The organism is Streptomyces sp. R11, assembly GCF_041051905.1.
In the GTDB taxonomy this organism is placed as follows: Bacteria; Actinomycetota; Actinomycetes; order Streptomycetales; family Streptomycetaceae; genus Streptomyces.
Genome location: NZ_CP163432.1, coordinates 2,264,350 through 2,276,910, shown reverse-complemented (window position 1 = coordinate 2,276,910; position 12,561 = coordinate 2,264,350). Strand labels below are relative to the sequence as shown.

Here is a 12,561-nt window from a genome sequence, read left to right as displayed (position 1 = left end):
CGGCCCGGCACCGGGTGCCGCTTTGGAGGGACAAGGCAACAGCGCGCCCCAAAGGGGCGCGGGGCTGTATCGATATGCGGCTCCGCCGCGGGGCGCGACCAGCCACAAACGACCCGCAGCCCGAGAAGAGCGCCGCCACGCAGACGGTCGGACTCCGCCCGACCCCCGGAGGGACCCGTCACCCGCGTGGCCCCCGCAAAAGCGCTCCTCGCACCCCATGCCCGTAAGGATGCGGGCATGGGTATACGCACGCTCAACCGCCGGATGGCCCCGGCACCGGCGAACGCGAACACCGAAGACGCCCCCACAGCGCGCCCCACGGTCCCACTCTTCGCCCCCGGCGCAAGCACCGCCCGCATCCCCGTCGACCTGATGGGCGCTCTGCGGCACAGGGCGACAACCCTCCGCGGCTACCTGGACCTCGCCCGCACCGCACTCCCACGCTGCCGACCGGACCGTTCGGGTCGTACCGTCACCGTGTTCGTCGCGACGGCCGAAACCGTCACCGAGCCCCCGGACGGCTCGGCTCCCGACCGGCCCCATCCGCATCCGCACCCGAACTGCCAGGGCCCCGGACCGGACGCCACACCCTGACGCCCACGGCGTACAGCACCAACCCCAGAACGAGCCCCGCGCCCGCTCCGAAGCACAGCGTGGGAATCAGCTCCCAGTACTTCGCGGTGGACCCCCAGTAGGCCCACCAGCGCGACACCCGCTGCACGGCCGCCACTGCGGCACACCCGCCGATCACCACGGCGGCCCACCAGCGGTCCCGTACCGAAAGCACCGGAACACCGACCGGCGCCACAGCACCGGTCCGGCGTAGCGCCAGGATCACGAACGCGGCGATGACGACCGCGGCGACCGCCGAACCGCCGTACTGCAGATACCAGTACAGCGGCGATCCCGCGATCTCCTCGCCCAGGACGGGGAAGAGCCGCATCCCCCAGCGGTCGAGATGGGTGAACGCGTCCCACACGACATGCGTCAGTGAGCCGAGGACGGCCGAGACGTACCAGCGCAGCGCCGACGACGGCCGTACACGCGCGCGTGGTGCCCCGCAGCGCAACAGTGCGGCCACCCGTGCCTGTCGCCGCGGCGGCAGCAGTGCCACCAGCGGCTCGCGCAGCAGGAGCCACAGGCCCACCAGCGCCCAGGCGATCGCCGCATCGACGGTGAGCACGCCCGCGAACGAGTGCGTGACATCGCCGAACTTCATCGCCTCCGGCAGGACACTCGCCACGTAGTAGGTCATGTCGGGAGAGAACGACCCTGCCACCAGTGCTGCCGGTACAAGTGCGAGGCGGCCGGTTCCGTCGGTGCGTATGCCGGGCAGTACGGCCGCCGCGTGGCTGAGCGTGAACGGCAACGGGGCTCCTCGTGCGGGGTGTTGGCGGGGCCGGTCGGGCCCCGGGCGTCGGCGAAGCCAGTATGCGGGACATCCGACGGGCGGACCGCACGTGGCCAACCGGTAAAAATCGGGCACCAACGGGTGCCCCCGCAAAGGAAGTTGTCGTAGTGTCGCCTGGGTCACCGCGCCGGGGGCGTGCGGTCGAACAGATGAACAGCGACTAAAAGCGTGCCGCGAGGGCAACTGTCGCGGCGAGTCGATCGTCACAACAGGGGCGGGCTCGGCACGGCGAGCCCGGCAGGCAGAGTCGGGCGCCCGGGCGTCCACGGGAGGGGTCCATTTCATGGCGGCGCAATTCGGCAGGCTCCGCAAGGGGGCGGTGAACACCACGGTGGCCGCGGTCGTGGTCGCGGCACTGGCCGCGTCCCAGGCTCCGGGAGTGACGACCGACGACGCCGGCAGAAGGGTCACCACCGGCACCCAGCCCTCCCCGGACACACCTGCCGAGGACAGCGCGACCGGCAACTCGCCGTACTACACGGACCTGCCGCCGCTCAACAGCCCCAACCCCTCGCCGTCCACCGACACCCCCGTCGACCCGGGCGTCACCGAGGCGGGCATCCCCGCGACCGTCCTCGACGCCTACAAGAGGGCCCAGGCCGCACTCCAGCAGGCCAAGCCCGGCTGCAACCTCCCCTGGGAGCTCCTCGCCGCGATCGGCAAGGTCGAGTCGGGCCAGGCCCGCGGCGGCCGCGTCAACGCCGAGGGCACCACGATCTCCCCGATCCTCGGCCCGCAGCTCAACGGCAACGGCTTCGCGAACATCGGCGACACCGACAACGGCGCCTACGACGGGGACAGCTCGTACGACCGTGCCGTCGGCCCCATGCAGTTCATCCCCTCCACCTGGGAGTGGGCCGGCCGCGACGGCAACGGCGACGGCAAGAAGGACCCCAACAACATCTACGACGCCGCGCTCGCCGCCGGCCACTACCTCTGCCGCTTCGGCTGGGACCTGTCCACGCAGGGCGACCTCGACCGCGCGATCCTCAGCTACAACAACTCGCGGGACTACCTCAACCTCGTCATGAGGTGGCTGGAGTACTACCGCAAGGGCACCCACGAGATCCCGGACGGCACCGGCACCCTCCCGTCGGACCGCAGCGACGACACGGCGGGCGCGAGCCCCACGCCGACGCAGCCCACGACGCCCAGCACCCCGACGACACCCACGCCGCCGAGCAGCCCCAAACCGGGCGGCGACAACGGCACCACCAGCCCCAAGCCGCCCCCGCCGGGCACCACCCCGCCGAGCACGACGCCTCCCACGCCCACCGACACCGTGCACCACCTGGAGGACGCGGGCACCGCCAAGCTCACCGCGATGGCCGGCGACACCTTCACCGAGACGATCGGCACCCGCGCCGAGACCAAGGCCGGCAAGGCCGTCGCCAAGGTCCGGGTCCGCTTCACGATCATCGGCCCCACCGACGCCACCTTCAGCACCGGCGAGAAGTACGCGACCGCCCTCACCAACAGCGTCGGCAAGGCGACCGCGCCCGCGCTCAAGGCGGGCGAGGACACCGGCGACTTCGTGGTCCGCGCCACCGTCGTCGGCCGTACGGTCACCGGCCTCGACTACGCGGCCACCGTCACCGAGCGCGCCGCCGACACTCTGGCCCGCACCAGCGAGACCGCGCTGACCTGCACGCCCGGCGGCGAGTTCGCCGACCAGGTCGAGGTGAAGGCGACCTACAAGGACGCCGTGGCGGACAAGGTCGCGGCCACCGCGACGCTCATCAAGTCGGCGGACGACCCGGCCGAGAACGACAAGGGCCCCTACTTCAAGGACGCCGACGGCAAGGCTGTACGCACCCTGACCGGCCTGACGACGGACGCGAAGGGCCTGCTGAAGCTGCCGAAGCTGTACGCCGACGACATCACCGGGACGTTCCTGCTCCGCATCAACACCGCGGGCGGCGCGACCCTGACCGTCGAGCTGAAGGTGGCGGCGGCCGAGACGTCGCCCAGCCCGACGCCGTCGGAATCTGCGTCCGGATCGGCATCGCCGAGCCCGAGCGCGTAAGCGCCGCGGAGCCCACCGAAGGGCGCCCCCTCCGCTACGGCGGACGGGGCGCCCTTTGTTCATATGCGCAACGTGTTCTCATCTCGCGCGCCCGTTGCTACGGTGCCGGACCTGACGCTGTATCAGATGCGGCAATCCGGAATTGGGAGGCCCGTATGCGCGCCCTGATCGCCGCCGCGACCGGTCTCGTCGCCGCGCTCGCCCTGGTCCTCGCGATGACCGCGATGGGGTCACCGGAGGGTGAGACATCCCCCAAGCCGCTGCTGACGACGGTGCCCGCACACCCGTAACCGCCGTCCGGGAGGGAGGCCGAGATGCGCCGCAAGGCCGGCCTGGTCCTGCTCGCCCTTGCCGTGTTCTTCGCGGCACTGTCCCCGCTGCTGCGCTGGTACGCCTTCCCGCGCCTGGCCAAGATCCCGGCCAACCAGTACCAGGACATGGTCCTGGAGGCGAAGGACGCCACCCTCCTCGACTACGGCACGATGAAGGCCCGCAAGGTCTCCAAGGTCACCATCGTGCAGACGCTCAAGGGCAACGTCGAAGCCTCGGAGAAGATCGAGAAGACGGCCGGCAAGGACGTGGTGGTCTGGGACGGCCTGTCCTACGTCGTCGGCCCCGACGGCAAGATGGTCTCCAAGATCCCCGAGCGCTACATCTTCGACGCCCACACCCAGGAACCCGTCCACGCCACCGGCGAGATGGTCGACGGCGACCCGGTCAAGCGGCAGGGCATCGAGTTCAAGTGGCCCTTCCTGACGGAGAAACGGGACTACGAGTACTTCGACGCGCAGGCCCGCATCACCGCCCCCATCCACTACAAGGGCACCCAGAACTTCCGCGGCGTCGAGGTCTACTACTTCGAACAGACCATCCCGTGGACGAAGGTCAGGTTCCCCAAGACGATGCCGGTCGAGGGCATCACCCCGGAGTCGGTCGCCAAGACCGGCACGACCCGCTGGTACACCACCGTCCGCAAGTTCTGGGTCGAACCGCTCACCGGAGCACCCGTCTACGGCGAGGAGATCCACAAGGAGGAACTGCGCGGCGGCACCCTGCTCGGGGACCGCGACAAGGTGACGGCGTTCGCCGGCCACGTGAAGATGCGCGAGGACTACATCGCCTCCACGGTGGACCTGGTCAAGTCCAACCGCGCGCTGGTCCTGCTGCTGACGTCGTATCTCCCGTGGGGCTTCCTTGCCTTGGGCCTGCTGCTCCTGGCGCTGTCCCTCTACCTGGAGGCACGCAGCCGCCGCCCCGGCGACCCGGAACCCACGAAGGACACCGAACCGGAACCGGTCAGCGCCTGAGCCTGGCGTTCGTGTGCCGGGTCGGCTCTGCGGAGGCGGGGTCCTCGGGCCACGGATGCTTCGGATAGCGCCCGCGCAGCTCCGCCCGGACGCCCTTGTAGCCGTCCCTCCAGAAGGAGGCGAGGTCGGCGGTGACGGCGGCGGGCCGGCCGGCGGGGGAGAGCAGGTGGACCAGGAGGGGCACGCCGGCGACGGACGGCGACTCGTGCAGTCCGAACATCTCCTGCAACTTCACGGCGAGGACGGGCTGTTCGAGGTTGCTGTAGTCGATCCGGATTCTGGACCCACTGGGTACGGCCATCCGCTCGGGCGCCAGCTCGTCGAGCCGCCCGGCCTCCCCGGAGGCCCACGGCAGCAGCCTGGTGAGCGCCTGCCCGGCGTCGATCCGCGCCAGATCGGCCCGCCGCCGCGCCCGGCTCAGCTCGGGCTCCAGCCACTCGTCCACGCGCGCGTGGAGCGCGTCGTCCGAGACGTCGGGCCAGGGCGCACCGAGGTGGAGGTGAAGGAAGGCGAGCCGCTGCCGCAGTACCCCGGCGTCGGGCGGCCACCGCAACGGACCGAGCCCTTCCTGGCGCAGCCCTTCGAGGAGCGCATCGCGTACGAGGACGGGGTCGGCGTCCCGCAAGGGCCGCACCGCGAGCTCGATCGCCCCGAGCCGCTCGACCCGCCGGGCGACGACGTCCCCGTCGCCCCAGTGGACCTCCTGGCTCTCGGAGTACAGCGAAGCCGCCGCGGACCGGGCCATGTCCTCGTCCGCCACGGCGGCGAGCTGCACGCGCGCGTGCCCCTTGCCGACGGGACGGTCCGCGACGGCCACGGCGATCCACGGGGCACCGCGCAGCGGGCTGCCGGCACCGAGTTCGGCGCGCGTGCCCGATGCCATGAGGTAGGAATCGCCGTCGGCTTTGGCCACCCGCTCGGGGAAGGCGAGGGCGGCGACGAGGCCCGCGGTGCGGTCGTCCGCGCTCTGCGGGGCCGAGTTCTCACTGTTCGCCCGCAAACGCCGCACCTCCGCCCGCCAGCGCCCCGCATAGGCGTCACCGCCCCGCCGAGCCGCCCGCAGAGCGGCAGCCAGGTCGTCCCCGTACTCCCTCGGGGCCTCCTCACTGAGCAGCGCGACCGCCTCGGCACCCGCACCGGATGTGTCCAGCAGCGCCCGGCCCAGTCGGGGATGCAGCCCCAGCCGGGCCAGCGCGGCGCCCCGAGCCGTGGCCCGCCCGTCGGGCTCCACCGCTCCGATGGCCGTCAGTACGCTCCTCGCCGCCGCCATCGCCCCACTCGGCGGCGCATCGAGCAACGCCAACCCGGTCGCCTCCGGATCGCCCCAGCACGCCGCCTGCAACGCGAACGCCGTCAGGTCGGCCACCTTGATCTCCGGCGACGGGAACCGCGGCAGCCGCACGTCCTCCGCCTCCGCCCAGCACCGGTACACCGCACCCGGCGCCTCACGCCCGGCCCGCCCCGCCCGCTGCCGCCCGGCCGCCTGCGAGGCCCGTACCGTCGTCAGCGCGCTCAGCCCGCGCGCGTGATCGACCCGCGGCTCCCGCGCCAGCCCGGAGTCGACGACCACACGCACCCCGGGAATCGTCAGCGACGACTCCGCGACGGCCGTCGCCAGCACCACCCGGCGCCGCTCCCCGCCGGTCAGCACCGCGTCCTGCACGGCCGCCGACGCCCGCCCGTGCACTTGCAGCACCTCGACGTCCCCGAGATCCCCCAGCTGCCCGGTCACCCGCGCGATCTCGCCGACACCCGGCAGGAAACACAGCACGTCCCCCGCCCGCTCGGCCAGCGCCCGCCGGACCGTCGACGCCACGTGCGTCAGCAGCGCCGGGTCGACCCGCATGCCGTGCGGGGGCCGTACGGGACGCGTCGGCGGTGCCCACACCACCTCCACGGGGTGCGAGACGCCCTCCGCCGCCACCACCGGAGCATCACCCAGCAGCCGAGCCCACCCCTGCGCGTCCGTCGTCGCGGACGCGGCCACCAGCCGCAGCTCCGGCCGCAGCGTCTGACGTACGTCCCACAGGAACGCCGCCACCGTGTCCGCGTCCAGATGCCGCTCGTGGCACTCGTCGAGCACCACCGCGTCGACGCCCGCCAGCTCCTGGTCGCGCTGCAAACGCTGCAGCAGCACACCGGTCGTGACGACCTCCACGCGTGCGTGGCGCCCGACGACCCGTTCGCCACGCACGGTGTAACCGACGCTCTCGCCGGCCTTCTCGCCGAGCAGCCACGCCATCCGCCGTGCGGCTGCCCGGGCGGCGATGCGCCGCGGCTCCGCCACGACGACCCGCCGCGCAGGACCCTCGCCGATCAGTCCGGCCAGCACCAGCGGCACCAGGGTGGTCTTGCCGGTGCCGGGCGGCGCGACGAGCACCGCGGTGCCGTGCGTGTCCAGGGCGTCGTTCAGACCGGGCAGGGCGCTGCGTACGGGCAGCGCGTCCAGGGCGTCGTAGCGGATCACGCTCTCAGTCTCGTACGCACACGAAGATCGCCGTCCCCGGGATCAGGTTCCCGCGCAGCGGCGACCAGCCGCCCCACTCCGAGGTGTTCCAGGCCGGCCACTCCGGCTCCACCAGGTCCACCAGCCGGAAGCCCGCCGCCACGACGTCCCGGACCCGGTCGCCGATCGTCCTGTGGTGCTCGACGTAGACCGCGCGGCCCTCGTCGTCCTGCTCGACGTAAGGAGTGCGGTCGAAGTAGGAAGCCGAGACGGACAGACCCTCCGGGCCCGGCTCGTCGGGGAACGCCCAGCGGATGGGATGGGTCACGGAGAAGACCAGACGCCCTCCCGGCCGCAGCACCCGGCGCACCTCCTTCAGCACCAGCACCGGGTCGGCGACGAACGGCAGCGCGCCGTACGCCGAGCACACCAGGTCGAAGGAGGCGTCGGCGAAGGGAAGGGCGCCCGCGTCGGCGCACACCAGGGGGAACGCACCGCCGATGCGCAGCGCGTGCTGGAGCTGGCGGTGGGAGATGTCCAGGGCGACCGGGCGGGCCCCCTGCGCGGTCAGCCAGCGCGAGCATTGAGCCGCGCCGGCGCCGATCTCCAGGACGTCCTTGCCCTTGAGGTCCTCCGGCGGGCCGAGCAGCTCGGCCTCCACCTCGTCCAGGCCCTCGGGACCCCAGACGAAACGATCGTCGCCGAGGAACGTGCCGTGCTCGGTCTGGTACTCGTCGGCGTTCCGGTCCCACCAGCCGCGGTTGGCGTGCGAGCTCTCCGCTACGCCGGACTCACGGCGCGTGGCCTCCGGTTCGTACTCTTGGATGATCGGCTCCCTCGTCGTACTCTTCCGTCACCTGAACGGCACGGGCCCTCGCGGTCGTGTCACGTGAGGGGTGCTCCAAGGCCTGCGTGGCCTCAGGAGACAGGTTTTGTGCCGGGTATGCGGCGATCCGCCCCGGGTGGGCGGCTTCGCGCATTGACCCTGTCCGGCTGCCCCCGTATGCTACAAGTTGCGCTGCGGGCCTGCGCACCTCAGACGTAGCAGGCTGCGCTCGCATCTGTTGTATGTCCCCTCGGTTTTCGAGGCGTCATCACCTTTCCCTGGTGGGGCGCTTCCTTGGCTGTCCGGCTTCTTCAGAGCGATACGGGCTCCCGGCGTAGCAGTACCTACGACTTCAATGTCCGTACCGGAGCCCTTTCCCACATGACGAGCAGCACCGAGACCACCGCCACCACCCCGCAGGTAGCGGTCAACGACATCGGTAACGAGGAAGCCTTCCTCGCCGCGATCGACGAGACGATCAAGTACTTCAACGACGGCGACATCGTCGACGGCGTCATCGTGAAGGTCGACCGGGACGAGGTCCTGCTCGACATCGGTTACAAGACCGAAGGCGTTATCCCGAGCCGAGAGCTCTCGATCAAGCACGACGTCGACCCCAACGAGGTCGTCGCCGTCGGTGACGAGATCGAAGCCCTTGTTCTTCAGAAGGAGGACAAGGAAGGCCGCCTGATCCTCTCGAAGAAGCGCGCCCAGTACGAGCGTGCCTGGGGCACCATCGAGAAGATCAAGGAAGAGGACGGGATCGTCACCGGTACCGTCATCGAGGTCGTCAAGGGTGGTCTCATCCTCGACATCGGCCTCCGTGGCTTCCTCCCGGCCTCCCTGGTCGAGATGCGCCGCGTTCGCGACCTCCAGCCCTACGTGGGCAAGGAGCTCGAGGCCAAGATCATCGAGCTGGACAAGAACCGCAACAACGTGGTCCTGTCCCGCCGTGCCTGGCTGGAGCAGACCCAGTCCGAGGTCCGCCAGACGTTCCTCACCACCCTCCAGAAGGGTCAGGTCCGTTCCGGCGTCGTCTCCTCGATCGTCAACTTCGGTGCCTTCGTGGACCTGGGTGGCGTCGACGGTCTGGTCCACGTCTCCGAGCTCTCCTGGAAGCACATCGACCACCCCTCCGAGGTTGTCGAGGTCGGCCAGGAGGTCACCGTCGAGGTTCTCGACGTCGACATGGACCGCGAGCGTGTCTCCCTGTCGCTGAAGGCGACCCAGGAAGACCCGTGGCAGCAGTTCGCCCGCACCCACCAGATCGGCCAGGTCGTGCCCGGTAAGGTCACGAAGCTGGTTCCGTTCGGTGCGTTCGTCCGCGTGGACGAGGGCATCGAGGGTCTGGTCCACATCTCCGAGCTGGCCGAGCGCCACGTGGAGATCCCGGAGCAGGTCGTCCAGGTCAACGACGAGATCTTCGTCAAGGTCATCGACATCGACCTCGAGCGCCGCCGCATCAGCCTCTCGCTGAAGCAGGCCAACGAGTCCTTCGGTGCCGACCCGGCCTCGGTCGAGTTCGACCCGACCCTGTACGGCATGGCCGCGTCCTACGACGACCAGGGCAACTACATCTACCCCGAGGGCTTCGACCCCGAGACCAACGACTGGCTCGAGGGCTACGAGACCCAGCGCGAGGCTTGGGAGGGCCAGTACGCCGAGGCGCAGCAGCGCTTCGAGCAGCACCAGGCCCAGGTCATCAAGTCCCGCGAGGCGGACGCTGCGGCTGCCGCCGAGGGTGGCGACGCGGCGGGTGCGGCTCCGGCCGCGTCCGGTGGCGGCTCCTACTCCTCCGAGGGCCCGGACAACTCCGGCGCGCTTGCCTCGGACGAGGCGCTTGCCGCGCTGCGCGAGAAGCTGGCCGGCGGCCAGAGCTGAACGCTTGCCGCTGAGGCTTAGCCGTTGACTGAGGGGCCGTACCTTGCGAGGTGCGGCCCCTCAGTGCTGCCCGGGTAGGTCGTCCTTCGGCTGCGGGCCGGTGGCGGCTGGTCGCGCCCACGCGGCGGAGCCGCATGTCGATTCAGCTCCGCGCCCCTCAGGGGGTTGCCCAACCGGCGTGATCATGGAGCCCTCCTCCGGGAATGCCCACGCCCGTAAGGGTGTTGTGGGGTATGAACACGAGGAGGAGCGGTCACAGTGCTTGATCCGCAGGGTTTGTACGCATGGGAGCCGAAGGGCCTCGCCGTTGTCGACATGGCGCTTGCCCAGGAGTCGGCCGGCCTTGTCATGCTCTACCACTTCGACGGATACATCGACGCGGGTGAGACCGGCGACCAGATCGTCGACGGGCTCCTGGACTCGCTGCCCCACCAGGTCGTCGCCCGCTTCGACCACGACCGGCTGGTGGACTACCGCGCCCGTCGCCCGCTGCTGACGTTCAAGCGCGACCGCTGGGCCGAGTACGAGGATCCCGCCATCGAGGTGCGGGTCGTCCAGGACGCCACCGGGGCGCCGTTCCTGCTGCTGTCCGGGCCCGAGCCGGACGTGGAGTGGGAGCGCTTCGCGGCGGCCGTCAAGGAGATCGTGGAGCGGCTCGGGGTACGCCTGTCGGTGAACTTCCACGGCATCCCGATGGGCGTCCCGCACACCCGCCCGGTCGGCGTCACCCCGCACGGCAACCGCGTCGACCTCGTCCCCGGCCACCGCAGCCCCTTCGACGAGGCGCAGGTGCCCGGCAGCGCCGAGTCCCTGGTCGAGTACCGGCTGATGGAGGCCGGGCACGACGTCCTGGGCGTCGCCGCGCACGTCCCGCACTACATCGCCCGCTCCCCGTACCCGGACGCGGCGCTCACCGTCCTGGAGGCGGTCACCGCGGCGACCGGGCTGGTCCTGCCCGGCATCGCGCACTCCCTGCGCACGGACGCCCACCGCACGCAGAACGAGATCGACCGGCAGATCCGCGAGGGCGACGAGGAGCTCACCAACCTCGTCGAGGGCCTGGAGCACCAGTACGACGCGGTCGCGGGCGCGGAGAGCCGGGGCAACATGCTCGCCGAGCCGGTGGACATCCCGTCGGCGGACGAGATCGGGCGGGAGTTCGAGCGGTTCCTGGCGGAGCGGGAAGGCGACAACTGAGGGCCGCCGGCGACAGCGGTCGAGGGGGAAGTGCGGCCTGCCCGGTGCTTTGTCAGAGGCAGGCCCTAAGCTTCGGGTCATGCTGAAGGTGGGCCTGACCGGGGGCATCGGAGCCGGTAAGAGCGAGGTGTCGCGGCTGCTCGTGGAGCACGGGGCCGTGCTGATCGACGCGGACCGCATCGCGCGCGAGGTCGTCGCGCCCGGCACCCCCGGCCTCGCCGCCGTCGTCGAGGCGTTCGGCGAGGACGTGCTCACCGAGGACGGCAGCCTGGACCGGCCCAGGCTGGGCTCGATCGTCTTCCCCGACCCCGACCGGCTCGCCGTACTGAACTCGATCGTGCACCCCCTCGTCGGCGCCCGCTCCCGCGAGCTCGAAGAGGCCGCCGCCGAGGACGCCGTCGTCGTCCACGACGTCCCGCTCCTCACGGAGAACGGCCTGGCGCCGCTGTACGACGTCGTGGTCGTCGTCGACGCCGGCCCCGAGACCCAGCTCGACCGGCTCGTCCGGCTGCGCGGCATGACCGAGGAGGACGCACGCGCCCGCATGGCCGCGCAGGCGACGCGCGCCGAGCGCCTGGAGATAGCGGACATCGTCATCGACAACGACGTACCACTGGAAGAACTTCAGCGACGCGTGAAGGACGTGTGGGACGAGCTCGTGCGCAGAGCCCACGGGGCCCAGGGGTGCCCCCCGCCCCCCTCGCCGCAGGAATAGCCCCGGCGCGATCGCGCGTTGAACCCTTCCAGTGAGGGAAGGACTTTGCCGTGCCCGAGACCAGCGGATCGCCCGGACGTACTCCGGAGACGCATGTCATCGACTTCCGCGCCGCCGAGCATCTGCTCGCCGCGCGGGATCCGCGGGGCGCGGTGAAGCTGCTCGACGGAGTCATCGCCGCGCACCCGGAGAACACCGCAGCCCGGCTGCTGCGCGCGCGTGCCTTCTTCGCCGCCGCACAACTGCGGCCCGCCGAACTGGAGTTCACGATCGTCCTGGAGCGCGAGCCGGACAACGCGTTCGCGCACTTCGCGCTCGCCCGGACCTACGAGCGCCGGGGCCGGCCCGACGAGGCCATGCGCCACTTCCGGCTGGCGGCCGCGCTCGACCCGAACCCGCAGTACCTCAAGGCGGCACGGTTCGAAGCGTGAGCGGCGCCTAGGGGTGGGGATTCTCGGGCGGGCGGTACGGCGGTATGTCGCGGCCGGGCTGGTAGTGCGGGCCCTGGCGGATGTGTCTGAGGACCATCGCCATGTCGATCGTGATCACCAGCCACAGCGCCCCGCAGGCCGCCGCCCAGCCGGGGCGTCCCGCGAGCGCGAAGGCCGCGGTACCGAAGATCGCCCACACCACGCCCCACACGCACAGCCAGAAACGGGCCCGCAGTGCACTGCGCGCTGTCCTCGGCTCACTGCCCGTACGCATCGGGATCACCACTCCTTCCTGAAACGTACTCCTCGTACTCCTCGTAG

General features: G+C 71.1%; 11 protein-coding genes. 7 read left to right on the top strand and 4 right to left on the bottom strand.

Translation table 11 applies throughout. The features are described from left to right. Nucleotides 1-502 precede the first annotated feature (502 nt). Complete coding sequence (locus AB5J55_RS10400) at nucleotides 503-1,369, bottom strand: DUF4184 family protein (protein WP_369270378.1); 867 nt, start codon at nucleotides 1,367-1,369, stop codon at nucleotides 503-505. Nucleotides 1,370-1,694: 325 nt separating this feature from the next. Here AB5J55_RS10400 and AB5J55_RS10395 point away from each other — a divergent pair, with 325 nt between their 5' ends. The 3 genes from AB5J55_RS10395 to AB5J55_RS10385 all read left to right on the top strand — a co-directional run bounded on the left by AB5J55_RS10395 (nucleotide 1,695) and on the right by AB5J55_RS10385 (nucleotide 4,744). After that, complete coding sequence (locus AB5J55_RS10395; RefSeq protein WP_369270377.1) at nucleotides 1,695-3,437, top strand: lytic transglycosylase domain-containing protein; 1,743 nt, start codon at nucleotides 1,695-1,697, stop codon at nucleotides 3,435-3,437. A gap of 155 nt (nucleotides 3,438-3,592) precedes the next feature. Next, a complete protein-coding gene (locus AB5J55_RS10390) occupies nucleotides 3,593-3,727 on the top strand; it encodes an SPW_0924 family protein (RefSeq protein ID WP_369270376.1) in 135 nt (44 codons plus the stop codon). Between the two features lie 24 nt (nucleotides 3,728-3,751). Next, nucleotides 3,752-4,744, top strand: coding sequence for a DUF3068 domain-containing protein (locus tag AB5J55_RS10385; RefSeq protein ID WP_369270375.1), 993 nt, complete (start codon nucleotides 3,752-3,754; stop codon nucleotides 4,742-4,744). Here the strand turns inward: AB5J55_RS10385 and hrpB are convergent. Both hrpB and AB5J55_RS10375 read right to left on the bottom strand, forming a co-directional pair. Next, nucleotides 4,734-7,211: an ATP-dependent helicase HrpB gene (gene hrpB / locus AB5J55_RS10380; RefSeq protein ID WP_369270374.1), complete on the bottom strand. Its 2,478-nt coding sequence runs from the start codon at nucleotides 7,209-7,211 to the stop codon at nucleotides 4,734-4,736. The genes AB5J55_RS10385 and hrpB overlap by 11 nt on opposite strands. A 4-nt stretch (nucleotides 7,212-7,215) precedes the next feature. Further along, nucleotides 7,216-8,019 carry a class I SAM-dependent methyltransferase gene (locus tag AB5J55_RS10375; RefSeq protein ID WP_369276148.1) on the bottom strand — a complete coding sequence of 268 codons (804 nt, stop codon included), beginning with the start codon at nucleotides 8,017-8,019 and terminating at the stop codon, nucleotides 7,216-7,218. Nucleotides 8,020-8,397: 378 nt separating this feature from the next. On the opposite strand from AB5J55_RS10375, the gene rpsA reads away from it, so the two are divergent. From rpsA to AB5J55_RS10355, 4 genes are all read left to right on the top strand, one after another. Further along, nucleotides 8,398-9,897 (top strand): 30S ribosomal protein S1, encoded by a 1,500-nt coding sequence (rpsA, locus tag AB5J55_RS10370; protein ID WP_369270373.1) that lies wholly within the window; start codon nucleotides 8,398-8,400, stop codon nucleotides 9,895-9,897. Between the two features lie 258 nt (nucleotides 9,898-10,155). Then, nucleotides 10,156-11,094: a PAC2 family protein gene (locus AB5J55_RS10365; protein ID WP_369270372.1), complete on the top strand. Its 939-nt coding sequence runs from the start codon at nucleotides 10,156-10,158 to the stop codon at nucleotides 11,092-11,094. A 79-nt stretch (nucleotides 11,095-11,173) separates the two neighbouring features. Further along, on the top strand, nucleotides 11,174-11,809 hold the full coding sequence (coaE, locus tag AB5J55_RS10360; protein WP_369270371.1) for a dephospho-CoA kinase: 636 nt from the start codon (nucleotides 11,174-11,176) through the stop codon (nucleotides 11,807-11,809). Nucleotides 11,810-11,859: 50 nt separating this feature from the next. Then, the gene (locus tag AB5J55_RS10355; protein ID WP_369270370.1) at nucleotides 11,860-12,240 is read left to right on the top strand and encodes a tetratricopeptide repeat protein; all 381 of its coding nucleotides are present in this window, start codon (nucleotides 11,860-11,862) and stop codon (nucleotides 12,238-12,240) included. 7 nt (nucleotides 12,241-12,247) lie between these two features. Here AB5J55_RS10355 and AB5J55_RS10350 read toward each other — a convergent pair whose 3' ends face one another. Continuing rightward, nucleotides 12,248-12,514 carry a DUF6343 family protein gene (locus tag AB5J55_RS10350; RefSeq protein ID WP_369270369.1) on the bottom strand — a complete coding sequence of 89 codons (267 nt, stop codon included), beginning with the start codon at nucleotides 12,512-12,514 and terminating at the stop codon, nucleotides 12,248-12,250. Between the last annotated feature and the right edge of the window lie 47 nt (nucleotides 12,515-12,561).

Excerpts from the sequence above, each read along its gene's own strand:
- AB5J55_RS10395 (WP_369270377.1), top strand. The coding sequence starts at position 1,695 with ATGGCGGCGCAATTCGGCAGGCTCCGCAAGGGGGCGGTGAACACCACG.
- AB5J55_RS10390 (WP_369270376.1), top strand. The coding sequence starts at position 3,593 with ATGCGCGCCCTGATCGCCGCCGCGACCGGTCTCGTCGCCGCGCTCGCC.
- AB5J55_RS10385 (WP_369270375.1), top strand. The coding sequence starts at position 3,752 with ATGCGCCGCAAGGCCGGCCTGGTCCTGCTCGCCCTTGCCGTGTTCTTC.
- rpsA (WP_369270373.1), top strand. The coding sequence starts at position 8,398 with ATGACGAGCAGCACCGAGACCACCGCCACCACCCCGCAGGTAGCGGTC.
- coaE (WP_369270371.1), top strand. The coding sequence starts at position 11,174 with ATGCTGAAGGTGGGCCTGACCGGGGGCATCGGAGCCGGTAAGAGCGAG.
- AB5J55_RS10350 (WP_369270369.1), bottom strand. The coding sequence starts at position 12,514 with ATGCGTACGGGCAGTGAGCCGAGGACAGCGCGCAGTGCACTGCGGGCC.